This is a genomic window from Streptomyces sp. NPDC053542, assembly GCF_044544685.1.
Lineage (GTDB): Bacteria > Actinomycetota > Actinomycetes > Streptomycetales > Streptomycetaceae > Streptomyces.
In genome coordinates this window covers 870824-894074 of sequence record NZ_JBITXL010000001.1, presented here as the reverse complement: position 1 = coordinate 894074, position 23251 = coordinate 870824, and the positions used below count along the sequence as shown (strand labels likewise).

20 protein-coding genes and 1 pseudogene are annotated in these 23251 nt (G+C 72.5%); 11 read left to right on the top strand and 10 right to left on the bottom strand.

Translation table 11 applies throughout. The features are described 5' to 3' along the window. Window positions 1-8 precede the first annotated feature (8 nt). Together ACIGXO_RS03905 and ACIGXO_RS03900 are read right to left on the bottom strand one after the other, a co-directional pair. Complete coding sequence (locus tag ACIGXO_RS03905; RefSeq protein ID WP_399779999.1) at window positions 9-761, bottom strand: CoA-transferase subunit beta; 753 nt, start codon at window positions 759-761, stop codon at window positions 9-11. Between the two features lie 26 nt (window positions 762-787). Then, entirely contained in the window at window positions 788-1705 is a 918-nt protein-coding gene (locus ACIGXO_RS03900) for a CoA transferase subunit A (protein WP_399779997.1), read from the bottom strand. A gap of 156 nt (window positions 1706-1861) precedes the next feature. On the opposite strand from ACIGXO_RS03900, the gene ACIGXO_RS03895 reads away from it, so the two are divergent. The 8 genes from ACIGXO_RS03895 (at window position 1862) to ACIGXO_RS03860 (ending at window position 10746) form a co-directional block, all read left to right on the top strand. Further along, on the top strand, window positions 1862-2776 hold the full coding sequence (locus ACIGXO_RS03895; RefSeq protein ID WP_399779683.1) for a LysR family transcriptional regulator: 915 nt from the start codon (window positions 1862-1864) through the stop codon (window positions 2774-2776). 128 nt (window positions 2777-2904) lie between these two features. Further along, entirely contained in the window at window positions 2905-4128 is a 1224-nt protein-coding gene (locus ACIGXO_RS03890) for an acetyl-CoA C-acetyltransferase (RefSeq protein ID WP_399779681.1), read from the top strand. Window positions 4129-4294: 166 nt separating this feature from the next. Beyond that, entirely contained in the window at window positions 4295-5644 is a 1350-nt protein-coding gene (locus tag ACIGXO_RS03885; RefSeq protein WP_399779680.1) for an MFS transporter, read from the top strand. Between the two features lie 220 nt (window positions 5645-5864). Further along, on the top strand, window positions 5865-6356 hold the full coding sequence (locus ACIGXO_RS03880; protein ID WP_399779678.1) for a helix-turn-helix domain-containing protein: 492 nt from the start codon (window positions 5865-5867) through the stop codon (window positions 6354-6356). Further along, on the top strand, window positions 6343-7047 hold the full coding sequence (locus tag ACIGXO_RS03875) for a hypothetical protein (RefSeq protein WP_399779676.1): 705 nt from the start codon (window positions 6343-6345) through the stop codon (window positions 7045-7047). Before ACIGXO_RS03880 ends, ACIGXO_RS03875 begins: the two co-directional genes overlap by 14 nt. Then, on the top strand, window positions 7040-8254 hold the full coding sequence (locus tag ACIGXO_RS03870; RefSeq protein ID WP_399779674.1) for an MAB_1171c family putative transporter: 1215 nt from the start codon (window positions 7040-7042) through the stop codon (window positions 8252-8254). Before ACIGXO_RS03875 ends, ACIGXO_RS03870 begins: the two co-directional genes overlap by 8 nt. A 150-nt stretch (window positions 8255-8404) precedes the next feature. Continuing rightward, complete coding sequence (locus ACIGXO_RS03865; protein WP_399779672.1) at window positions 8405-9631, top strand: cytochrome P450; 1227 nt, start codon at window positions 8405-8407, stop codon at window positions 9629-9631. A gap of 170 nt (window positions 9632-9801) precedes the next feature. Then, window positions 9802-10746, top strand: coding sequence for a D-alanyl-D-alanine carboxypeptidase family protein (locus ACIGXO_RS03860; RefSeq protein WP_399779670.1), 945 nt, complete (start codon window positions 9802-9804; stop codon window positions 10744-10746). Here ACIGXO_RS03860 and ACIGXO_RS03855 read toward each other — a convergent pair. The 6 genes from ACIGXO_RS03855 to ACIGXO_RS03830 form a co-directional block, all read right to left on the bottom strand. Next, entirely contained in the window at window positions 10733-11419 is a 687-nt protein-coding gene (locus ACIGXO_RS03855) for a DUF309 domain-containing protein (protein WP_399779669.1), read from the bottom strand. The genes ACIGXO_RS03860 and ACIGXO_RS03855 overlap by 14 nt on opposite strands. After that, the gene (locus ACIGXO_RS03850) at window positions 11419-11751 is read right to left on the bottom strand and encodes a DUF427 domain-containing protein (RefSeq protein WP_399779667.1); all 333 of its coding nucleotides are present in this window, start codon (window positions 11749-11751) and stop codon (window positions 11419-11421) included. The genes ACIGXO_RS03855 and ACIGXO_RS03850 overlap by 1 nt, the downstream gene beginning before the upstream one ends. A gap of 85 nt (window positions 11752-11836) precedes the next feature. Beyond that, window positions 11837-12298 (bottom strand): thioesterase family protein, encoded by a 462-nt coding sequence (locus tag ACIGXO_RS03845; protein ID WP_399779665.1) that lies wholly within the window; start codon window positions 12296-12298, stop codon window positions 11837-11839. Further along, complete coding sequence (locus tag ACIGXO_RS03840; protein ID WP_399779663.1) at window positions 12295-13263, bottom strand: 3-hydroxyacyl-CoA dehydrogenase NAD-binding domain-containing protein; 969 nt, start codon at window positions 13261-13263, stop codon at window positions 12295-12297. Before ACIGXO_RS03840 ends, ACIGXO_RS03845 begins: the two co-directional genes overlap by 4 nt. 25 nt (window positions 13264-13288) lie before the next feature. Further along, window positions 13289-14176 carry a 3-keto-5-aminohexanoate cleavage protein gene (locus tag ACIGXO_RS03835; protein WP_399779662.1) on the bottom strand — a complete coding sequence of 296 codons (888 nt, stop codon included), beginning with the start codon at window positions 14174-14176 and terminating at the stop codon, window positions 13289-13291. Between the two features lie 142 nt (window positions 14177-14318). Further along, window positions 14319-15182: a TetR family transcriptional regulator C-terminal domain-containing protein gene (locus tag ACIGXO_RS03830; protein ID WP_399779659.1), complete on the bottom strand. Its 864-nt coding sequence runs from the start codon at window positions 15180-15182 to the stop codon at window positions 14319-14321. Between the two features lie 206 nt (window positions 15183-15388). On the opposite strand from ACIGXO_RS03830, the pseudogene ACIGXO_RS03825 reads away from it, so the two are divergent. Further along, window positions 15389-17065, top strand: a pseudogene (locus tag ACIGXO_RS03825) (SpoIIE family protein phosphatase); the annotation flags it as partial. A gap of 91 nt (window positions 17066-17156) precedes the next feature. Further along, window positions 17157-18431 carry an MFS transporter gene (locus tag ACIGXO_RS03820; RefSeq protein WP_399779657.1) on the top strand — a complete coding sequence of 425 codons (1275 nt, stop codon included), beginning with the start codon at window positions 17157-17159 and terminating at the stop codon, window positions 18429-18431. A gap of 27 nt (window positions 18432-18458) precedes the next feature. On the opposite strand, the gene ACIGXO_RS03815 is transcribed toward ACIGXO_RS03820, so the two are convergent. Further along, window positions 18459-19202, bottom strand: coding sequence for a L,D-transpeptidase (locus ACIGXO_RS03815; protein WP_399779656.1), 744 nt, complete (start codon window positions 19200-19202; stop codon window positions 18459-18461). 424 nt (window positions 19203-19626) lie between these two features. Here ACIGXO_RS03815 and ACIGXO_RS03810 point away from each other — a divergent pair, with 424 nt between their 5' ends. Beyond that, a complete protein-coding gene (locus tag ACIGXO_RS03810) occupies window positions 19627-21024 on the top strand; it encodes an NADP-dependent succinic semialdehyde dehydrogenase (RefSeq protein ID WP_399779654.1) in 1398 nt (465 codons plus the stop codon). Window positions 21025-21042: 18 nt separating this feature from the next. On the opposite strand, the gene ACIGXO_RS03805 is transcribed toward ACIGXO_RS03810, so the two are convergent. Then, window positions 21043-23184: a SpoIIE family protein phosphatase gene (locus ACIGXO_RS03805; protein ID WP_399779652.1), complete on the bottom strand. Its 2142-nt coding sequence runs from the start codon at window positions 23182-23184 to the stop codon at window positions 21043-21045. Window positions 23185-23251 lie beyond the last annotated feature (67 nt).

Here is a 23251-nt window from a genome sequence, read left to right as displayed (position 1 = left end):
CCTTCTGGTCAGCGCAGGTACACGCGGTCCGGGGCGACATCCTCGCGCAGCAGGCGCAGCTCCTCGGCGCTGGGCGGCTGCACGGTCTCGACCGTGTCGGCGACGGCGAGGTCCCAGCCGGTGTTCTCGCGTACCTGGTCGACCGTCACGCCCGGGTGCACGGCGACCAGCTTCAGCTCCTCGCCGACCCCCTCGCGCGCCAGGATGCCCAGCTCGGTGATGACCCGGGTGACACCCGTGCCGAGCGGCCGCAGGCCCTCCTCGCGGGCCCGGTCAGGCCCCGGAGTCGTACAGAAGTCCAGCTTCTCCGTGAAGGAGCGCGGGTCGTGGCGGCGCATCACCACGAACACCTCGCGGGAGTTGGCCATCACCTCGACCGCGCCGCCGGACCCGGGCAGCCGCACCCTGGGCGCGTCCCAGTCGCCGATGACGGAGGTGTTGAGGTTCCCCCACTTGTCGATCTGCGCGGCGCCGAGGAACCCGACGTCGATGTGGCCGCCCTGGAGGACGTACCCGAAGAGCGCGGGCATCGACAGGACCGCCTCGGCACCGGTGATCAGCACCGCGTCCGCGATGGTCTCGGGCAGGTGCGAGGGATGCGCCCCGCACACGCCCGACTCATACACGATCTCCAGCTGGGGCGCGACCGTGAGGTGCGCGAGCGACGCGGCGAGCGTGGGCAGCCCGATCCCGGCGAACACGGTCCGCCGCCCGGCCAGTTCCCGCGAGGCGACGACGGACAGCCGCTCCGAAGAGGTCATTTCGGTGGTCGCAGTGGTCTCGGTGCTCACAGCCGCCTCCCGTAGTTCACCGGCAGGCTGAGTGCCTCGCCGACCGCGAGGGAGTTCCAGAACTCCTCGCCGAGCTTGCTGACGTACTCCGCGTGGTCCGCGGTGTCGTACACCCACTCCTTCAGCCACTCCTGGAGTGTGGCGGGGTCCTTGCTGATGCCGGACCAGGCGCGGTAGAAGGCGTTGTCGCGGTCGTAGTAGCCCTGCGCGAAGGAGGGGTGGGCGCCGCGGGGGCAGGCCACGACCGCGTCCACGGCGTGTGCGGGGATCACCGTACGGTTGGGGTCGGAGCGGACGACCTCGTCGTCGACGACCTCCTCGACGACCACGACCGCCTTGTCCGCCGCGTAGACCGCCTCGGCCTGAACGCCCGTCAGGCCCCAGATCTGGGTGTTGCCGCTGCGGTCGGCGCGCTGTGCGTGGATGATCGTCACGTCCGGGTTGACGGGCGGGACGACGTACACCTGCTCCGGCTCGCCGTCCGGGCCAGGGTAGGGCGAAGTGACCTTGCGCAGGCCGTCGTTGACCGAGGGCAGGTCGCTGCCGCCGTACGAGCGCAGCGGGTAGAACGGCAGCCGCTGGGCGCCCGCGAGGTAGCGGCAGATCATGCCGTAGTGGCTGTACTCCTCGAAGGCGAGGGGCTCCGGGTCGGCCTTCTCGATACGGCGGCGGAGTTCACCGAGCGAACCCGCCGAGGAGTTGCCGACGAAGGAGGAGACGAGGCGGGAGACGCAGCCCGCGGCGAGCATCTGGTCCACGACGATGTCCGCGGTCATCCGGACCACGGTGAGATCGCGGCGGCCCTGCCGGATGATCTCGTGCCCGGCGGCGGTGGGGATGAGGTGGGTGAAGCCTTCGAGCGCGACGGTGTCGCCGTCATGGACGAAGGAGGAGATGGCCTCCCGCATCGTCATGGTCTTGTCCACGGTGCTCCTCGGCGTGCGGGGTGTGGATCCGGTCCCGCATACCGTTTCACCGGCCATTGATCTCCGTCCAATACCGAATTAAGGTCAGACTGAGACGCGGTGAGTAATAGTGGTGAGTAATAGTCGCTGACAGGAGTGGTTGTTATGGAGCTGCGGCATCTCACCGCTTTCGTTGCGGTCGCCGAGGAGCTGCACTTCGGGCGGGCCGCCAAGCGGCTGCAGATGGCGCAGCCGCCGCTGAGCCAGCAGATCCGGCAGCTGGAGAAGGAGCTGGGTGTCCAGCTCTTCGAGCGGAACACCCGCTCGGTGCGGCTGACCAGCGCGGGACAGTCCTTCCTCGATCCGGTGCGCACCGTCCTCGCCGACCTGGACACCGCCACCCGCGCCGCCAAGGCCGCCGGGCGCGGCGAGTACGGCCGGGTCACCATCGGCTTCGCGGGCGCGTCCACGCACGAGACACTGCCGCTGCTCACTCGCGCCGTGCGGGCCGCACACCCGGCGCTGGAGCTGGTGATGAAGGGCCAGACGTACGCCAACGTCGCGCTCGCCGGGGTCGCCGACGGCTCCCTCGACCTGGGCTTCGTCCGGCTGCCCGTCACCCAGCCCGGCGTCGCGACCCGGGTGATCGACGAGGAGGAGCTGATCTGCGCGCTGCCCTCGGACCACCCGCTGGCCCGCCGTCGGCGCATCCCCATCGCCGCGCTGGCCGAGGAGTCGTTCGTCAGCTTCCCCGCCAACGCCGGGTCCACGGTGCGGGACGCCACCGTCCGGGCGTGCGAGGCCGCCGGGTTCAACCCGCGGGTGGTGCAGGAGGCGCCCGACTCGTACACGATTCTGGCGCTGGTCGGCGCGGGCGTCGGCGTCACCCTCACCGTCACCTCCTGTCAGCACATCCAGCAGACAGGGCTGGTCTACCGGCCGCTCGCGGGCCCGCCGATCCGGCTGCAGGCCGCGCTGGCCTGGCGTCCGGACAATCCTTCGGCTGCTCTGCGTACCGTCCTCGCGGTGGCCGAGGAGGCCCTGCCGACACCGGAAGGCAAGGCTCCGGCACGCGTCTGACCTGCGGTGGCGTCTCATTGATAAGCGTGGCGTCCGAATCCTCGCCGAATTGGATATTGGACCGGCTCAGTGCTCGGGTGGAAAAGTCACCGGGAAGCGTCCACCAGGGCACCAGGAAAGGCCGTCGCATGTCCGACCCCACCGAGATCGTCATCTGTGAACCGCTGCGCACCCCGATCGGCAAGTTCGGCGGCGCGCTGGCCGGGCAGCGCCCCGCGGCTCTGGCCGCCCTGCTGATCTCCGAGATCGTCCGGCGGACCGGCGTCGCGCCCGAGAAGGTCGACGAAGTGATCCTCGGGCACGCCTGGCCCACCTCCGACGCGCCGGCCATCGGCCGGGTGGCCGCCCTGGACGCCGGCCTGCCCGAGACCGTCACCGGTGTCCAGGTCGACCGCCGCTGCGGCTCCGGCCTGCAGGCGGTGCTGGACGCGGCGATGCAGATCAAGGCCGGGTTCAGTGAGGTGGTCATCGCCGGTGGTGTGGACGTGATGAGCGCGGCGCCGTACTACACCCACGAGGGGCGCTGGGGCATCAAGGGCCCGAACCTCCAGCTGCACGACTCGCTCAGCCGCGGCCGGGTCACCGCGGGCGGCGCGAACCACCCCATCCCCGGCGGCATGATCGAGACCGCGGAGAACCTGCGCCGCCAGTACGGGATCAGCCGCGAGGCGCAGGACGCGCTGGCGCTCCGCTCGCAGCAGCGGGCCGGGCGCGCCATCGAGGCGGGCCTCTTCGACGAGGAGATCGTGCCGATCACGGTGCGCGGCCGCAAGGGCGACACCGTCGTGGCCGCCGACGAGCACCCGCGCCCGGACACCACCGCCGAGCAGCTCGCCAAGCTGAAGCCGATCATGGGCAAGCAGGACCCCGAGGCCACCGTCACCGCGGGCAACGCCAGCGGCCAGAACGACGCCGCCGCTGCCTGCCTGGTGACCAGCGCCGCCACCGCCGAGCGGCTCGGCCTCACCCCGATGGTCCGGCTGGTCTCCTTCGCGCGGACCGGCTGCGCTCCGGAGACCATGGGCCTCGGCCCGGTCGGCGCCACCCGCACGGCGCTGGACAAGGCCGGCCTCAAGCTCGCCGAGCTGGACCTCATCGAGCTGAACGAGGCGTTCGCCGCGCAGGTACTGGCCTGCACCAAGGAGCTGGGCCTCGGCGAGGCCGACCACGAGCGGCTCAACGTCAACGGTTCCGGCGTCTCGCTGGGGCACCCCGTCGGCGCCACCGGCGCCCGCATCCTGGCCACCCTCGCCCGCGAGATGAAGCGCCGCGAGGCCCGCTACGGCCTGGAGACCATGTGCATCGGCGGCGGGCAGGGCCTCGCGGCCGTCTTCGAGCGGGTCGCTGCCTGACGCCTTCCGTAGGACGTCGCTCCGCACAACAACCGCAAACGCTCACCACCAACAACCGCAAACGCGCACCACCCGTACCACCCAGGGGCGCCGCCAGGACGACGCGGCGCCCCTGGTCTCCCCTTCCCTCGATCCTTCCTTGATCAAAGACGCCCAGGGAGTCCGTATGAGTGCGCCCACCGCGCCCACCGCACGCGACCGCACCAGAGCCGCCAACCGCGCCGGAATCGGCGCCTTCATCGGCTCCACCATCGAGTGGTTCGACTTCTACATCTACGGCACCGCCTCAGCGCTCGTCTTCGACAAGGTCTTCTTCCCCGAACTCGGTGGCGCGCTCGGCACGTTGGTGGCCTTCGCCACCTTCTGGGTCGGCTTCCTCGCCCGCCCGCTCGGCGGCATCGTCTTCGGGCACTACGGCGACCGCCTCGGCCGCAAGAAGACCCTCGTCATCACCCTGCTGATGATGGGCGTGTCCACCACCGCCATCGGCCTGCTGCCCGGTTACGCCTCCATCGGCGTCGCGGCGCCGGTCCTGCTCGTGGCCATCCGGATGATCCAGGGCATCGGCCTGGGCGGCGAGTGGGGCGGCTCCGTCCTGATCGCCTCCGAGTCCGCGCCGAAGGGCAAGTCCGTGCTGTACGGGGCGTTCGCGCAGCAGGGCTCGCCGGTCGGCAACACCCTCAGCACGCTGAGCTTCCTCGCCATCAGCCAGCTGCCGGACGACGCCTTCGTGTCGTGGGGCTGGCGGGTGCCGTTCCTCGCCTCCGCGCTGCTGGTCATGGTCGGCCTCTTCGTACGGCTGAAGGTCGCCGAGTCGCCCGCGATGGCCAAGCTGATCGAGAAGAAGGAGGTCGCGAAGCTGCCGCTGACCGAGGTGCTGCGCAGCCACCCGATGCTGATCGTGCTGGGCATCGGCGCCTGCACCATCGGTCTCTCCGCGACGTACTTCAAGTCCACCTTCGCGCTGTCCTGGGCCACCAGCGCCCTGGACTTCGACCGCAGCTCCTTCCTCACCATCATCCTGGTTGCCAACATCACCCAGATCATCGTGCAGCCCTTCGGCGCGGTCCTCGCGACGAGGATGAAGAGCTGGTCGCGCGCCGTGTGCGTGATGCTCATTCCCGAACTGGTCCTGATGCCGGTGATGTTCGTCCTCATCGGCACGGAGAACTACGGCCTCGCGATGTTCGGTGTCGCGGTCGCCACGATCCCGCACTGCCTGTACTACGCGGCGCTGGCCGGCATGCTCGCCAGCCGCTTCCCCGCGCATCTGCGGTACACCGGCATCTCGCTCTGCTACCAGCTGTGCGGGACGCTGCTGGGCGGCACCACCCCGATCATCGGTCAGTCGCTGCTCAGCTGGACCGGCTCGATCACCGCGGTCATCGTCTACGCGGTCTTCCAGGTCGCGCTGACCATGGGCTGCATGCTGCTGCTCCTGCGCCGCCCGAACCACGACGAGACGGCCGCCGAGGCCGCCCCCGCCGCCCGGACCACCGCCCCGCTGCCCGGCTGAGCTGCGAAAGGGCGACTCAACCAGAGTTGACGGGCGACTCAACCACGAGTTGATGCCCGAGACGCCGGATAAGGGTCACCGTGGGTAGGTGGACTGGTGCGTCCCGTTCCGCTCGTGAAAGGATGTGCGAAGCGGAGAGCGCGCGACTCAACTGTCCGTTGGGTGTGCGCGCTGCTTCGCTGTGGCTTGGACCAGCGCGAATGGGGATGGGGCACCGATCATGGCACGAGGGGGCGACGGCGCGCCGAAGAGTGAGCACAGCCCGCTCGCCGAGCGGCTGAACCACCTCTTCGCGCACATGCACCCGCCCGGCGCGCCGTACACCAACGCCTACGTCGCCGAGGAGATCAGCGAGAGCGCCGAGTACGGCGACGTCACGCTCTCCGAGCAGTACCTCTCCATGCTCCGCAAGGGCAGACGCAGCAATCCGAGTCACGAAGTGCTGCGCGCGCTCGCCAAGTTCTTCGCGGTGCCGGTCGGCTATCTGGTGGGGGACCTCTCCCAGCCGCAGGCCGACCGGGTGGAGGAGGAGCTGCGCTTCCTCGCGGCGATGCGGGACCAGCGGGTGCGGACCATCGCGCTGCGTTCGGTCGGCCTGCCGCCCGAGGTGCAGGACAGCCTCACGACGATCATCTCCCAGTTCCGGCAGCAGATGGACCTGCCGCCGGATCCGCCGGCGACCAGCGGTGAGGCGCCGCATGCCGGCCACTGACGAGCAGCTCTTCGCCACCTGGCGGCGGACGGGAATCGAGGACGGTACGGCCATGCGGGTACGGCGCATACGCCGGCGGTGCAAGCAGCTCGTACAGGAGCTCGCGCTGCCCGCCGCGACCGATCTGCCGGGCCTGTGCGAGGTCGTGGCGCGGCGCGTGGGCCGGCCGGTCCGGCTTGCGCCGATGAGCCTGGGCGGCGTGGTGTCCGGCATGACGGCGGGCACCGACGACGGCTGGTGGGTCTTCTACGAGCGGCAGACCTCGCCCTGGCACCAGACCCATATCGTCCTGCACGAGCTGAGCCACCTCCTCCTCGGGCACGAGCAGGACCCCACGGTCACCGAGGACGCGCTGAAGGTCTGGACGCCGAACATGGACGTCGCGACGGCCGCCCGGCGGATGGGCCTGACCGCGCGCTTCGCCCGCCACCACTGCTACGACAACGCCACCGAGCACGAGACCGAGGTGCTGGGCACGCTCCTGATGGCCCATGTGGTGCCCGCGACCGCCAAGGACGACCCGCCGCTGAGCGGCGACGCCGCCGAGATCGCGGCCGCGCTGGCCCCGGCGCTCAAGCACATCCGCCGCGAGCTGGACGGCGCTGCCGACGCCCCGCGCACCGCCCCGGGCGCCGGTTCCGACGCCCCGGACACCGGCGGCCCCGACGACGGGGGACCGCCCCGTGTTTGACGTCGTCTACTTCTGCTTCGCGGCCGTCGCCTGGGCCCTCGCGGGGTACAAGTTCCGCGCCTGGCTGCGCGACCGGCGCAACGCCGACCTGGGCCTGACCAGCATGATGACGGCGGGCGTCGCCACGGTCTTCCTGTTCTCGGCGCCGAGCCTGTACCGCGCGTTCGACCGGCTCACCGGCGTCGCCAACCTCGCCATGGTCTTCCTGTACTCCTCCGTCGTGGTCTTCGCGGCCGGCGCGCTGGTGCTGCTGCTGCGCTGGACCGGCGGCGAGGACGAGGCGGGCCGCCGCCGGGCCCGCTTCCGTACCCGCGCGGTCCTCACGCTCGTCGTGGTGGCCTGGGCGGTCGCCGTCACCGGCTTCGCCGTCGGGCGCCCGGACGCCGTGGAGCACCCGCGCGACTTCAGCACCGCGTACACCGACGCGCCCGGCGTCATGGTCTTCCTGATGCTGTACCTCGCGATCTTCGGCGCCAGCCTGGCCGGGCTCGGCACGCTCTGCCCGCGCTACGCCGCCAAGGTCGGCCCGTCCTGGCTGGCCCGCGGCCTGCGCGTGCTGGCCGCCGGCTGCTGGCTGGGGCTCCTGTACTGCGCCTGCAAGCTCATCGGCTTCGTACTGTCCTGGGCCGGGCATCCGGCGCTCTGGCTCTCCAACGGCGTGGCGCCGCTGAGCGCTTCGGTCGCCGCGATCCTCGTCCTCACCGGCTTCGCGCTGCCCGCCGCCGGACCCCGCGCGTCCGCCTGGCGCCGGCTGCGCCGCCTCTCGCCCCTGTGGCGCGAGGCCACCGCGCAGGCCCCGGAGGTCACGATGGAGGGCTCCGGCCCCGGCCGCTGGCCCTTCGCCGACCTGGAGTGGCGGGCCAACCGCCAGATGGCCGAGATCCGGGACGTACAGCGCGGCATCCGCCGGTACGTCGAGTCCGACGCCGTCGACGTCGCCCGCGAGCGGGCCCGCGCGCTGGGCATGGGGCCGGAGCAACTGGCCGCCGTGGCCGAGGCCGTGGCGCTGCGCCGCGGTCTGGACAACCGGCGGGCGGGCCTGCTCCCGGAGCCGTACGCCGAATCCGTCGTCGTCACGACCGACATGGCGCCGGCCGCGGAGTACGAACATTTGGCGCTGGTCGCGGACGTGTACCGGTCGTCCCTGGCCGAGACCGTGCTCGCGGAGCTCCGGCAGCGCAGCAGCGTGAAGGAGCGCGGGGCCTAGCGGCGGCGCATCACAGACCAGGTGGCTCGGTACGGGGGTCCGAACCGCCTTCGGCGCAGGGCGGCACGGGGCGTTGGCCCCGTGGCCGCCCTGCGCCTTGCCATGACCCGGATACGGAAGCGGCGCCGCCACGCCATAAGGTCGGGTTTCATGCAGAACACCGCCTCGCCCGACCGTCCGGACCCGATCGACACGACGATGCTGCTCGACGACCCCTACGCGGGGTACGAGCGGCTGCGCGAGGCGGGCCCGGTCCACCGGATCACCGGCCCCGACGGGCAGCCCGCCTGGCTCGTCACCCGCTACGCCGACGTCCGCAGCGGGCTCGCCGACCCCCGGCTCTCCCTCGACAAGCGCAACAGCTCCACCGGTTACCGCGGCTTCTCCCTGCCGCCGGCCCTGGACTCCAATCTGCTCAACATGGACCCGCCGGACCACACGCGGGTACGCCGCCTGGTGGCCAAGGCGTTCACGCCAGGGCGTGTCGAGAAGCTCCGCGCCCCCGTGGCGAAGGTCGCCCACGGCCTGCTGGACGCCATCGAGGACAAGGGCCGCGCCGACCTCCTTGCCGACTTCGCGGGCCCGCTGCCGATCATCGTCATCTGTGACCTGCTGGGCATCCCCGAGCGCGACCGGCTCGACTTCCGCGCCTGGTCCGACGCGCTGATCACGCCCGACCCGGCCCGCCCGGAGGCGGCGAAGGAAGCGGTCGGCGCCATGCTGCGCTTCTACACCGGGCTGATCGCCACGAAGCGCGCCGAGCCGGGCGACGACCTGCTCTCCGACCTGATCGCGGTGCGTGACGAGCCGGACGGGAACGGCGGTGTGGCGGGGGACCGGCTCAGCGAGGACGAACTGACCTCGCTGGCCTTCCTCATCCTCCTCGCGGGCTACGAGAACACCGTTCACCTCATCGGCAATTCGGTGCTGGCGCTGCTCGACCACCCCGACCTGCTGGCCGAGTTGCGCGCCGACCCCACCGGACTCCCCGCCGCGGTCGAGGAGTTGGCGCGGTTCGACGGCCCGGCGCCGCTCGCCATCCGCCGCTTCCCTGTGGAGGACATCGAGATCGGCGGCGTGCGGATTCCGGCCGGGGAGAGCGTGCTGCTCTCGCTCGCGGCCGCCAACCGTGACCCGGAACGATTCCCCGACCCGGCGAAGCTCGACCCGCACCGCGAGAATTTCGGCCATCTCGCGCTCGGGCACGGCATCCATTACTGCCTCGGCGCGCCGCTCGCCCGGATGGAGACGCAGACCGCCCTCGACGCCGTGATTCAGCGGCTTCCCGGGCTCCGGCTGGACGTGCCGCGGGACGAAATGCGGTGGCGGCGGAGCATCCGTGCGCGTGGCCTGATGTCGCTCCCCGTCGCCTGGTAACGCCGACTCGAACAGGCTTTTCCTGCATAACCGTTCCGGCATGCGGTAGAAAGGTTCTGAGCCCGCCCGGTGTGCATCCCCCGTCGCACCGGGCGGGTCTTCGTGTGGCCCATGAGCCGTCTGGCGCAGCATGTACTGCGCGTGTCGCTCCGTGTCCCTAGCGTGGTTGCATGGGAACCGACACTGCTTCGACCAGGACAATTGGCGCCCTGACGGCCATAGCCGTGGCGGGCGCCCTCGCCGCTCTGCTCGCCCCCGCGCACGCCACGTCGACGGACCGGGGCAGGGCCGCACCGGAACGCTCCACGACCGATACGGCGGCCGCGCCCGGAGCCCGGCACGCCGCGGCGCCGCCCGCCGGGCTCACCGCCAAGGCGTGGACCCTCACCGACGCCGAGACCGGCCGCGTGCTCGCCGCGAAGGAGCCGCACCGCCAACTGGCCCCGGCGTCCACCCTGAAGACCCTCTTCGCGCTCACCGTCCTGCCCAAGTTCCCCGCCACCATGGTCCGCACGGTCACCGCGGAGGACCTCAAGGGCGTGGGCGAGGGCAGCAGCCTCGTCGGCATCAAAAAGGGACAGCAGTACAAGGTCGCCGACCTGTGGCGCGGCGTCTTCCTGCGCTCGGGCAACGACGCCGTGCACGTCCTCGCCAACATGAACGGCGGCTGGCAGGCCACCGCACAGGAAATGCAGCTCAAGGCGCGCACGCTGGGCGCGACGGACACGGTGGTGAAGACGCCGGACGGGTACGACGCGCCCGGCCAGGTCTCCTCGGCGAGCGACCTCGCCCTCTTCGCCCGCAAGGGCCTGGAGAACGCCGACTTCGCCAAGTACTGCGCCACCGTACGGGCCGCCTTCCCCGGCGGCTCCCGCGGCCCGTACGACATCGTCAACACCAACCGGATGCTGTCCGGCACGAAGGGCGTGCCGCGCTATCCCGGTGTCATCGGCGTGAAGAACGGCTACACGAGCAAGGCCGGCAACACGCTGATCGCCGCCGCGAAACGGGACGGCCGCACCCTCGTGGCCACCGTGCTCGCCCCCAGCAAGAAGAAGAACGCGGTCTACAAGGAGGCCGCCACGCTCCTGAACTGGGGATTCAACGCGGGCTGACCCGCAGCCGAGGCGCGTGCGCGGCCGCTTCGACCGGGCCGCGCAGCGCGTCGGCCAGCTCACCGGCCCAGCGGGTGAGCCCGGTGACGTCGATGCCGTGCGGCGCCGCGTGCGCGTACGGCTCGATGGCGGCGGCACCGCGGGTCAGCAGCGAGGTGGCGCCGGTGACGTTGCCGCGCGCGGCGTGCGTGAGGCCGACGGCCAGCTGGGCGAGGCCGCGCCACAGCTCGCGCTCCTGCTCCGGCCCCGACTTCCAGGCGTCCTCCAGCACCTCGTGCGCGTGGAACGGCTTCCCCTCGTCCAGCAGCCGCTGCGCCTCCGTCAGCGACTCCAGCGGCGTGCGGACCACGCCCTCGGGCTGCCGCTCGACGCCCTCGGCGCCGTACGGCAGCGGGCGGCCGAGACCGTCCCGCGGCCGGGCGTTGCGCGCCCGGCCCTCGGCGTCCCGGTCGCGTCGCCGAGGCGTTTCCTGTACGCGTCGAGGCGTTTCCTGGACGCGCCGGGGCGCGGCAGCGGGGACCGGAGGCGCTGCGGCGGAAGCCGGCGGTGCGCTCTCCGCCGCGCAGTGCGGACACGCGGCCGATGTGTCCTCCAGGATGCGGCCGCACTCGTCACAGACCCGGTCCAGCCAGCAGGCCGGGTCGCCGCCCTCGTCGTGGTCCTGTGCGCTCATCAGCCGTCGACGACCTCGGTCTCGTAGAAGCAGAGGTGGTCCTTGATCTCCGCCACGTCCTCCTTGGGCTCCGGATACGCCCACACGGCGTCCTCGGGCCCGCCCGGCAGCGACCAGTAGGAAGCCGTCCCCTTGAAGGGGCAGTGGGTCTGGGTGCCGGAGGGGACGAGCAGGTCGGTACGGACGTCCTCCGGCGGCAGGTAGTACCGGGCCGGGTATCCGGTCTCGCGGAGCACCAGCGGCCGGGTGCTGTCGGCGAGCACCTGCCCGCCGTGCGCCACGCGGACGTGGTCGGTGCTCCGCTCGACGGTGATGCGGTGGCCTGTGGTCATGGGTCCTCCCGGGTGAGGCACACGGTCCCTCCCAGGATGTCACCCACGGGCGGTGCGGGCCGGGAGGACCCCGGCCCGCACCGTCTCAGACCTCCCGGATGCCGCGGCCCGCCCACTCCGGGGCCGGGCCGGTCAGTGCGGTGAGCCGGTCGCGCACCGCCTCCGGGAGCGGCGCCGAGCGGCCCGTCGTCTGATCGACGTGGAGCGCGAACAGCTCCTCGGTGGCGACCGGGTCGCCCTCCGTGTCACCCACGAACATCTCGTGCAGGAAGCGGACCTTCTTCGCGTCCGCGCCCAGCACCGTCGTACGGACGACGAGTTCGGCGTCCCGGGCGACCTCGTTCAGGTACCGGACATGGGCCTCGACCGTGTACAGCGAGCAGCCGCTCGCCTCGCGGTACTCCGGGCCCAGGCCCGTCTCCGCCATCAGCGCATCGGTGGCGAACCCGAAGACGAGCACGTAGTACGCCTCGCTCAGATGGCCGTTGTAGTCGATCCACTCGTCCTTGACCGGCTGCCGGAAGAGCGGGAGGGCCGCCGTCGTCACTTGGCGCCCTTGCCGAGGCGGCCGGTCGCCCGCAGCACGTCGATGACGCCCTGGTCGCGCTCGGCCACCAGGTCCGCGTACGTCCGGCCGTCCGCGGCCACGTCGCAGCCCTCGACCACCGCGTCCCGCAGCGCGCGGTCCAGCTCCGGGGCCTCCAGCCGGGTCCACGGGGACTTCAGGGAGGGGCCGAAGTGGTCGAGCATGTGCGCCATGCCGCCCTCGCCGCCGGCCAGCGCGAAGGTGAGCATCGGGCCCATGAACGCCCAGCGCAGGCCCGGGCCCTCGGTGATGGAGTCGTCGATGTCCTGCACGGTCGCCTCGCCGTTGGCGACCATGTGCAGCGCCTCGCGCCACAGGGCCTCCTGCAGGCGGTTGGCGATGAAGCCGGGCAGCTCGCGGTCCATGGTGATGACGGACTTGCCCGCGAGGTCGTAGAAGCGGGAGGCCCACTCGACGGCCGCGCGGTCGGTCTTCTCGCCGCCGACGACCTCGACGAGCGGGATCAGGTACGGCGGGTTGAAGGGGTGGCCGACGACGAGGCGGCCGTTGTCGGCGGCGTCGCTGTGCATGTCGGACATCGGGTAGCCGGAGGTCGAGGAGGCCACGATCACGCCGGGGCGGGTGGCGGCGGTCAGCTCGGCCAGCAGCGAGCGCTTCAGCTCCAGCTTCTCCGGGGCGCTCTCCTGCACGAAGTCGGCGTCGGCGACGGCCTCGGCGAGGGTGGGCGCGACGGTGAGGCGGTCCTTGGAGGCGCCGTCGGCGAGACCCATCTGCTCGAGGGCCGGCCAGGCGGCGTCGACGAGGCGGCGCAGCTTCTCCTCGGCGTCGTCGGCCGGGTCCCAGGCGGTCACGTCGTAACCACGGGCGAGGAAGTGGGCGACCCAGCCGCCGCCTATGACGCCGGCGCCGATGCAGGCGACGCGGCGGACGTCTTCCGGGGCTATGGGGGAGGGGGTGGTGCTCATGGGACGGCTCCTGTGGTCGAGACGGTCAGGCGCGGGGCTTCAGGTTCAGGCGGGCTCGGGCCTGGTCGGGGGTGGCTACCTTGGCGCCGAGGGACTCGGTGATGGTCACGGCGCGCTCGACGAGCTGCCCGTTCGTGGCCTTCACGCCCTTGGAGAGGTACAGGTTGTCCTCCAGGCCGACGCGGACGTTGCCGCCGAGCAGGATGGACTGGGCGACCCACGGCATCTGCATGCGGCCGAGCGCGAAGCTCGCCCACTGGGCGTTCGCCGGCAGCATGTTGACCATCGCCTGCAGCACGCCCGGGTCGGCCGGGGCGCCCCACGGGATGTCCATGCACAGCTGGAAGATGGTCGGGTCGTCGAGCAGGCCCTCGGCGAGCAGCTGCTTGGCGAACCACAGCTGGCCGGTGTCGAAGATCTCCAGCTCGGGGCGGACGCCCAGCTCCTGGATGCGCTTGGCGCCCTTGCGGAGCATCTCGGGGGTGGAGATGTAGAGGTTGTCGCCGAAGTTCAGCGAGCCGCAGTCCAGGGTGCAGATGTCGGGGAGCAGGTCCTCGACGTGCGGCAGCCGGTCCAGCCCGCCGACCAGGTCGGTGCCGGGCTGGGCGCCCTTCTCCAGCGGCTGGTCGGGGTCGAGCACCAGGTCGCCGCCCATGCCGGCGGTGAGGTTGATGACGACGTCGGTGCCGGTCTCCTTGATGCGCTCGACGACCTCCGCGTACAGCTTCGGGTCGCGCGACGGGTCGCCGGTCTCGGGGTCGCGGACGTGGATGTGCACCACGGCGGCGCCCGCGTTCGCCGCCTCCACGGCGGACTTCGCGATCTGCTCCGGCGTCACGGGGACGTGCGGGGAGCGGCGTACGGTGTCGCCCGCGCCGGTCAGCGCACAGGTGATGATGACCTCGTCGTTCATGACGGGAGTCCCTTCTGCGGGTGGTGGGGTGACATGCCGTCAGGTGACGGCGGAGGGTGCGGAAAAGGGGTGTGCGGGCAGGCGTCGGCCACGCCTGCCCGCACACGATCGGGGGGCGGACGGTCTCGTCCGGGGGAGTGCCTCAGGGGGCGGTCAGTTCGCTCTCCACGAAGGCGATCAGCGCGGCGTGCATGGCGTCGGGGGTCGTACTGCCGGGGGCCGTGGCCAGTACCTGGGTGGCCAGGCCGTCGATCAGCGCGGTCAGCCGGAGCGCAGTGAACTCCACGTCGACGGGGCGGAAGACGCCCTGCTCGACACCGCGCCGCAGCACGTCGGCGACGGTGGTCCGCCACTGCCGGTAGTAGTGGTCGTGCAGCCGCCCGACCTCGGTGGAGCGGGCCGCCTGCGCCCACATGTCCAGCCAGACCAGCCACTGCCGGCGCTGCTGCTCCGTGCGCGGCGTCTGCAGGGCGATGAGGTGCAGCAGCTCCTCGCGGGCGTCGAGCGCGCCGGCCAGGCCCTGCGCGCGGCGCTCGGTGTCCTCGTCCATGCACCAGCGGACGGCGGCCTCCAGGAGGTCGTCCCGGCCGGGGAAGTGGTAGTGGATCGCGGCCGTGCTCGTCCCGCAGGCCGCGGCGATGTCGGCGACGCGTACGGAGTGGAAGCCGTGCTCGGCGATCAGCCGGACCGTCTCGCGGACGATCTGCAGCGGCCGGCCGCCCTCGGGGAGCGCGGTGGGGGCGTCGTCGCCCGGCGGCGCGGGCGTCCCGGGCGTGGAGCCCAGCAGCCGGCCCGGGTCCACGCCGCCGATCTCGGCGATGCGGACGATCTCGGCGACGGTGAAGCGCCGGGTCCCGCTGAGGGAACGGGACAGCTTGGACGGGTCCATCACGATGCGCCGGGCGAACTCACGGCGGCTGCAGCCGATGCCGTCGATCACCTGCTTGACGCGGTCCGTGAGGTCGCCGCTCTCGTCGGCGAGCCGGGTGCCGGGGTCTTCGTGCATGGCTCGGGACCGTAGCAGCGTGATGAGATCAGCGCAACGCCCCGGGCCGGAAAGAAGAGATCCAGACCCCCTCCAAACGCCGACATTCAGCGGGAAAACGCCACGTGATGAGGACTGACTGATGAGAAAGTCAGGGCGATGACGGGCTCTGCGCACCCGGGGCGCAGATAACCCCGTAAGGCCGGAAATGTGGCAAAGTGACGAACATGGCCGAACGGGGTGCGCAACCCCCTGCCGTGTCGGCGCCGGAGCAGTGGCCCGCCCCGCCGGACCTGATCCTGGCGCTCAACGGAATGGGGGGCTTCGACTGGGACCTGAAGCGCGGACGCATGCACATGGACGCCGCGGCGCTACGGGTCTTCGACCTGCGCCCCGGCGAGTACGACGGCCGCCCCGAGACGCTCGCCTGCCGCGTGCCGCCCGCCGAGTCCGCCCGCCTGGACTCCCTGGTCGCCCAGGCCATCAAGGAGGGCAGCGCTTCGTACGGCGCGTACTTCCGCGTCCGCTGCCGCGACGGCACGCTGCGCTGGACCCACACCCACGGCGCCATCCACCGGGACAGCACCGGGCGGCCGTACCGCATCATCGGCATCGTCCGCGACGCCCGCCAGGAGCTGGCACTCTCCCGTACCGCGAGCCCGGCGAAGGCCGGGTCGCAGCGCCGCCGCCGGCACAGCTCCGTCGTGGAGCGCACCACGGCGGCGCTCGCGCACGCCAGGACCGTCGGCGACGTCATCGCCGTCCTGGGCGACAGCCAGGGGCTGAGCCGGCTCGGCGCGGAGAACGTCATCGTCGGACTGGTGGAGGCCGGCCACATCCGGCTCGTCTCCGAGGGGCAGTCCGGCAGCTTCGTACCGGAGCACCGGTTCACCCGGGTGGCGGACGAGTTCCCGATGAGTGAGGTCGTGCGCACGCTCACGCCGCGCTTCGTCCGGTCCCGCGCGGAGTTCGCCGCCTGCTACCCGCGCCTGTGGCCGCACATCCAGCCGCTGGACATCGGCTCGGCGGCCTACCTCCCGCTGATCGCGCAGGCCCGCCCGATCGGCGTACTCGGCCTCTTCTACCGCGAGGAGAGCGACTTCAGCACCCAGGAGCGCAGCATCCTCGTGGCGCTCGGCAGCAGCATCGCGCAGAGCCTCGCCCGGGCCATGCTCTTCGACCAGGAGCACGACCTCGCCGAAGCCCTCCAGCAGGCCATGCTGCCGCGCCGCATCCCCGCCGTCCGGGGCGCCCAGGTCGCGGTGCGCTACCGCGCGGCGCGACTGGGCCGGGACATCGGCGGCGACTGGTACGACGTGATCCCGCTGCCCGGAGGACGGCTCGCCGTCGTCATCGGCGACGTCCAGGGCCACGACATCCAGGCCGCCACCGTCATGGGACAGCTGCGCATCGTGCTGCGCGCGTACGCCGCCGAGGGCCACGCGCCCGCCACGGTCATGGCCCGCGCCTCGGCCTTCCTGTGCGAACTGGACACCGAGCGCTTCGCCACCTGCGTCTACGCCGACATCGACCTGACCACCGGCGCCCTGCAGATCGTCCGCGCCGGGCACCTCGACCCGCTGCTGCGGCACGCCGAGGGCATCTGCCGCCGGCTGCGCGTGGCCGGCGGCCTGCCGCTCGGCCTCTCCGCCCAGTTCGGCCACCTGGACTACCCGGTCACCACGGTGCGCGTCGCGCCCGGCGAAACGCTGGTGCTGTGCACCGACGGCCTGGTCGAGCGGCCCGGCGCCGACCTGGACGAGGGGATGGACCGACTGGCCCGCGAGATCCGCGGCGGGCCGCAGGACGTCCAGCAGCTCGCCGACCGGCTGTGCCGGCTGTCCCTCAACGGCGACGGCGAGGACGACATGGCGCTCCTGCTGCTCCGCCGCAGCGGCACACCCCGGCCGCACCAGTAGCTGCCCTCTGCAGCGGGTAAGGGCTGAAGGTGGCCCCCGCCACATACAGGCCGCGTGCGCCGTGCTTTACTGCCGCGTGCCCACTGAGACCGCTCCCACCGGCGTGCGTTCCCGCATATTCGCCGACCTGACCCCGCTGCGTACCTCCGTCCACTACCGCCGCCTGTGGACCGGCAACACGGTCTCCTGGGTGGGCCAGCAGATGACCGCGCTCGCGGTCTCGCTCCAGGTCTACGACATCACCCACTCGACGTTCTCGGTCGGGCTGGTCGGCCTGTGCTCGCTCGTCCCGCTGGTCGTCTTCGGTCTGTACGGCGGCGCCATCGCCGACACCGTCGACCGCCGCACCCTGGGCCTGGCCAGCGCCCTCGGCGCCACCGCGATGTCCGTCGTCCTGGCCACCGCCGCACTGCTGGGCGTCCGCCAGGTCTGGCTGCTGTACGTCGTCGTCGCGCTGCAGGCCGTCTGCTTCGCGATGAACTCCCCGGCCCGCTCGTCGATGATCCCGCGTCTGCTGCCCACCGAGCAACTGCCCGCGGCCAACGCCCTGAACTCCCTCACCAGCAACCTCGGCCTGATGGGCGGCCCGATGCTGGGCGGCGTCATCGTCGGCCTGTGGGGCTACCAGGCCGCGTACCTCATCGACGTCGTCGCCTTCTCCGCCTCCCTGTACGCGATGTGGCGGCTGCCCTCGATGCGCCCCGAGCACGAGCCGGGCGCGGACGGCGCCAAGCCCAAGCGCGCCTCGGTCCTGGACGGCCTGCGCTTCCTCGCCACCCGCCCCAACCTGCGGATGACCTTCCTCTCCGACATGGCCGCGATGGTGCTGGCCCAGCCGCGCGCGCTCTTCCCGGCCGTCGCCGCGCTGTGGTTCGGCGGCGACGCCAAGACCGTCGGGCTGCTGGTCGCCGCGCCCGCCGTCGGCGCCGTACTGGGCGGCCTGTTCTCCGGCTGGCTGGGCGCGATCCGCCGGCACGGCCTCGCGATCCTGCTCGCGGTCGCCGCCTGGGGCGCGGCCGTCGCCGTCTTCGGCCTCACCCGCAACCTCTGGCTCGGCCTGGTCTTCCTCGCGATCGCGGGCTGCGCCGACACCGTCTCGATGGTCTTCCGCTCCACGATGCTGCAGGCCGCCACCCCGGACCGGATGCGCGGCCGGCTCCAGGGCGTCTTCATCGTCGTGGTCGCGGGCGGGCCGCGGCTCGGCGACTTCCTCGCCGGCTCGGCCGCCGACCTCGCCACCCCGGCCGTCGCCGTGGTCGGCGGCGGCCTGGCGTGCGTCGCCGTGGTGGCCCTGCTCGGCCTGAGCCGCCCCGCCTTCGCCCGGTACGACGCGCGGAACCCGCAGCCCTGACGCGCGGCCGGGCTCGCTCAGTACCGCTCAGTACCGGGTGATCGCCGTGTCCCCCGACCGCGTCCCGATCGCGATGTGCGGCCTCTCGTCCGGGTCCGCCCAGGCCAGGATGCGGGCCATCGCGCCCGCCGGTACCGAGACGCAGCCCGCCGTCGCGCCCTTGCCGTTGACGTGCAGGAAGATCCCGGCGCCCCGGCCGCGCACCGGCTTGTCGTAGTTGAAGCCGATGACCAGCGCCCGGTCGTACTGCGCCGGGTAGTCCGCCAGCCGCTCCGACTCCTTCGCCGCGCAGTCGGCGGGCAGCGGCTCGGCCCAGCGGTTGTACGCGGCCGAGGCGTTGTCCTCGCACCACCAGGAGTCGCCGTGCACCCGGCGGTAGGAGACCTCCGTACCGGCCGGGGCCGCGCCGATCCCGAAGCCGAACGGCAGGTCGTACAGGCCGGTGGGCGTGGTGTTCGTGCTCTGCTTGCGGGTGCTGCCCTCGGCCAGGCCCTTCGCGCCGAAACGGGCGGGCGCCGAGCCCGCCTGCCGCCACTCGCCGTGCCGCTTCTCCCACCAGATCAGCCGCCCGTGGGTGGACGAGGGCCGCGGCGCCTCGGCCGTGATCAGCTGCCGGCCGCCGCCGGTGTCCGCCATCCGGGCGGGCAGCGGCGCACCCGTCCGGTCCGTCGCCGGGTGCCCGGGCTCCGCCGCTGCCGGGCCGGAGCCGGCCGTGCCGGCCAGCGCGAGCGCGGCCGCACCGGCCGCCATTGCCAGGAACGAACGCTTCATGACGGCACTGTAGGGGGGAACTGCTCCGCCCGCGCCCCTCGGATTCCGCCGCGCGCCGGAGCGATAGCCGGGCCAGACTCGGGTACGGGGGCCAGAGGGAAGAACCACCGCCGCGGGCGGACCGCCCGCGGCACGCACCACACCGTGAGATCCAGGAGGTCTTCCGTGGAACGGCAGCCGCACCCCACGCGCGCTCACGACCCCGGCGGCCCGACACCGCCCAACCCCGGCCCGGGACCGGTCCCGGACCCCGTGCCGGGCCCGCCCGACCCCGTACCGCCCACCCCCGAGCCGTCCCCGGTCCCGCGCCCGCCAGGGCCGAACCCGGACCCGGTACCGGAACCGTCACCGCAGCCCAGCCCGCTGGGCTGACGTCCGCACCACCAGAAGTACGTCCGCACCACCAGAAGGGAAGGTGCTTCCCATGGCCATCGCCACGGTGAATCCGGCCACCGGCGAGACCCTCAAGACGTTCGACGCGCTCAACGAAGGCGAGATCGAGGACCGGCTGGTCCGGGCGGAGCAGACCTGGCAGGAGTACCGCACCACCGGCTTCGGCCGGCGCGCCAACCTGCTGCGCAAGGCGGCGGACCTGCTGGAGGCCGACGCCGATGACATCGCCCGCACGATGACCACCGAGATGGGCAAGCCGCTGGCCCAGGCCCGTGCGGAGGCCGCCAAATGCGTGAAGACGATGCGCTGGTACGCCGACCACGCCGAGTCGCTGCTCGCCGACGAGCACCCCCGGGCCGCCGACATCAAGGACTCCGGCGCGGCCCGCGCCTACGTGCGCTACCGCCCGCTGGGCCCGGTCCTCGCCGTCATGCCGTGGAACTTCCCGCTGTGGCAGGTGATCCGCTTCGCCGCGCCCGCGCTGATGGCGGGCAACGTCGGCCTGCTCAAGCACTCCTCGAACGTCCCGCAGACGGCGCTGTACCTGGAAGACCTCTTCCGCCGCGCGGGCTTCCCCGACGGCGCCTTCCAGACGCTGCTGATCGGCTCCGGTTCGGTCGAGATGATCCTGCGCGACCCCCGGGTGGCCGCCGCGACGCTGACCGGCAGTGAGCCCGCGGGCCGCTCGGTCGCGTCCATCGCCGGTGACGAGATCAAGAAGACGGTGCTCGAACTGGGCGGCAGCGACCCGTACTTGGTGCTGCCCTCGGCCGACCTGGAGAAGGCGGTGGCCACCGCCGTCACCGCGCGCGTGCAGAACAACGGCCAGTCCTGCATCGCCGCCAAGCGCTTCATCGTCCACACCGATGTCTACGACGAGTTCGCCTCCCGCTTCGCCGAGAAGATGGCCGCGCTCAAGGTCGGCGACCCGATGGCGGAGGAGACCCAGGTGGGTCCGCTCTCCAGCGAGCAGGGCCGCTCCGACCTGGAGGAGCTGGTCGACGACGCCACGCTGCACGGCGCCACCGTGCTGTGCGGCGGCGGCCGGCCCAAGGGCCTGGACCGCGGCTGGTTCTACGAGCCGACCGTGCTCGCCGACGTCACCAAGGAGATGAAGATCTACTACGAGGAGGCGTTCGGGCCGGTCGCCACCCTCTTCCGGGTCGCTGGCCTGGACGAGGCGATCGAGATCGCCAACGACACCTCCTTCGGCCTCAGTTCGAACGCCTGGACGGAGGACGAGGCCGAACAGGAGCGGCTGGTCCGGGACCTCCGCGCGGGCGGCGTCTTCTTCAACGGGATGACCGCCTCGCATCCGGGCATGCCGTTCGGCGGCACCAAGCGTTCCGGGTACGGCCGGGAGCTGGGCGACCACGGCATCCGCGAGTTCTGCAACATCACCACGGTCTGGTACGGCGCCAAGGGCTGACCGCCCATGACCGACGCCTCACGCGCTCCCGGGCGCGGGCACGGCGAATTCGCACCACAGCGCCTTGCCCGCGCCCCGGGCCTCCGCGCCCCACCGGTCCGACAGGGCCTCGACGAGCAGCAGGCCGCGCCCGGAGGTGGCGGTCTCGCCGGGGCTGCGCCGCCGCGGCCAGTGGCTGGACCGGTCCTCGACCTCCAGCCGGACCCGGCCCGGCGGGCCGGCCAGCAGCTCCAGCGAGACCAGTGCCCCGCTGTCGGTGTGCCGCAGCGCGTTGGTGATCAGCTCGGTGGCCACCAGCTCGACATCGCCCGCCACCGCCCCGGCCCGCCACTGGTCCAGCATCCGCCGCAGCTCGTTGCGGACCTCGGCCGGCCCTGTCGGGTCGGCCTGGTGGACGTGCAGCCGCAGCCGCGGCGTGGCCGGGCCGCCGGGCTCGGCCAGCCGGCGCAGCAGCAACAGGGCCATGTCGTCGGGGGAGCCCGGCTGCTCCCACAGCAGCTCCGAGAGGTGGTCGGCCAGCGCGTCCAGCTCGCCGGGCCCGTCCTGTACGGCGCTGGTCAGCGCGTTGAACCCGGCGAGGATGTCCTGGCCCGGCTGCTCGACCAGGCCGTCGGTGCACAGCAGCAGCGTGGAGCCCGCCTCCAGGAACAGCTGCGTCTCCGGGTAGTGGTCCTCGCCGAAGACGGTGGCGAGCCCCAGCGGCAGCCCGCCGTGCACGGTCGGCCAGTGCACGTGCCGCCCCGCGTCCGAGATCATCGGCTCCAGATGCCCGGCCCGGGCCACGTGCAGTACCCCCGACGCGATGTCCGCCTGGATGTACGTGCAGGTCGCGAACCGCTCGGTCTCCAGCTCGGCCAGGAACCGGGAGGCCCGCCCCAGCACCGTCTGCGGCGGATGCCCCTCCCCGGCGTAGGCGCGCAGCGCAATCCGCAGCTGGCCCATCACGGCCGCCGCGTGGGTGTCGTGCCCCTGCACGTCGCCGATCACCACCCCGGTACGGCCCTGCGGCAGCGGGATCACGTCGTACCAGTCGCCGCCCACGTCCCGGCCGGTGCGCGCCGCCTGGTACCGCACCGCGACGTCGCCGCCGGTGATGGCCGGGATCCGGCGCGGCAGCATCGATGCCTGCAGCCCGGTCGCGAACTCCCGCTCCTGGTCGAAGAGGGTGGCCCGCTGGAGGGACTGCGCGATGACGCCGGCCAGCGCCAGCGCCAGGTTCCGGTCCTCCGCCGTGTGCGTCCTCGGCCGGGTGTCGACCAGCCCGAGCGCGCCGATCACCTTGTCCTGCGCGACCAGCGGCAGGAACGCCGCGCCGTGGATGCCGATGTCCTCGATGTACGGCTCCAGCCGCGGGTAGCGCCGCAGCAGCTCCTCGCGGGACGTGAGGAAGGCCGGCTCGCGGGTGAGCGCCGCCTCGGAGAGCGGCAGGGTGCGGTCCAGCGGCATGTGCAGCAGCTCGGGCACGTGCAGCGGCTCCGTGGCCGCGATGACGTCGAAGACGCCGTTGTCGACCAGGCCCAGGGCCAGCGCGTCGGCGCCCAGCCGCAGGGGGCCGGCGCGGTCGGTGAGCACATCGGTGACGTCCTTGACCGACAGCGCCCGGGACAGCGCGGTGGTGGTCCACTGCACGAGCGTGGTCTGCCGCTCGCGCTGCTCGTCGGGGATGGCGAGCAGCGCCGAGTCGGCGAGCTCGGCGGTGGCCTCGCGGACGATCCCGGCCATCCGGTAGGGGCGGCCCGCCTCGCTGCGCAGGATGCGGCCCTGGAGGTGTGTCCAGCGCGGCGTGCCGTCCCGGCAGCGGATGCGGAAGTAGGCGCCGCAGGACCGCCGGCCCTGCTGGATCGCCTGCACGACGGCGTTGTCCAGGCGGTAGCCCTCCTCCTGCGGAACCCGCTGGAGCAGCGCCGGACGCGTCCCCTCGAACTCCTGCGCGTGCAGGTCGAAGACCGCGAGCCCGCCCGCGTCCAGCTCGAAGGCGCCGCTGTCCAGGTTCCAGTCGAAGGAGCCCATCCTGTTGAGCGCGAGCAGGTCGGGCAGGTCGATCCGCGGCCGGTGGATCTCCTCGTGCTCGGGATGCCCGAGGAGGCCGCGGCGGCCCCGGCGCCGGTCCCCGGTGTCGTCCGGGCTCTCCCGTTCCGCGCCGTCCCAGCTCCGCTCCATATCAGGATCTTACGGTCATATTGGGCGAGTATGGGTACTGAGGACGGCGGGGCGTCCCGGACCGTAC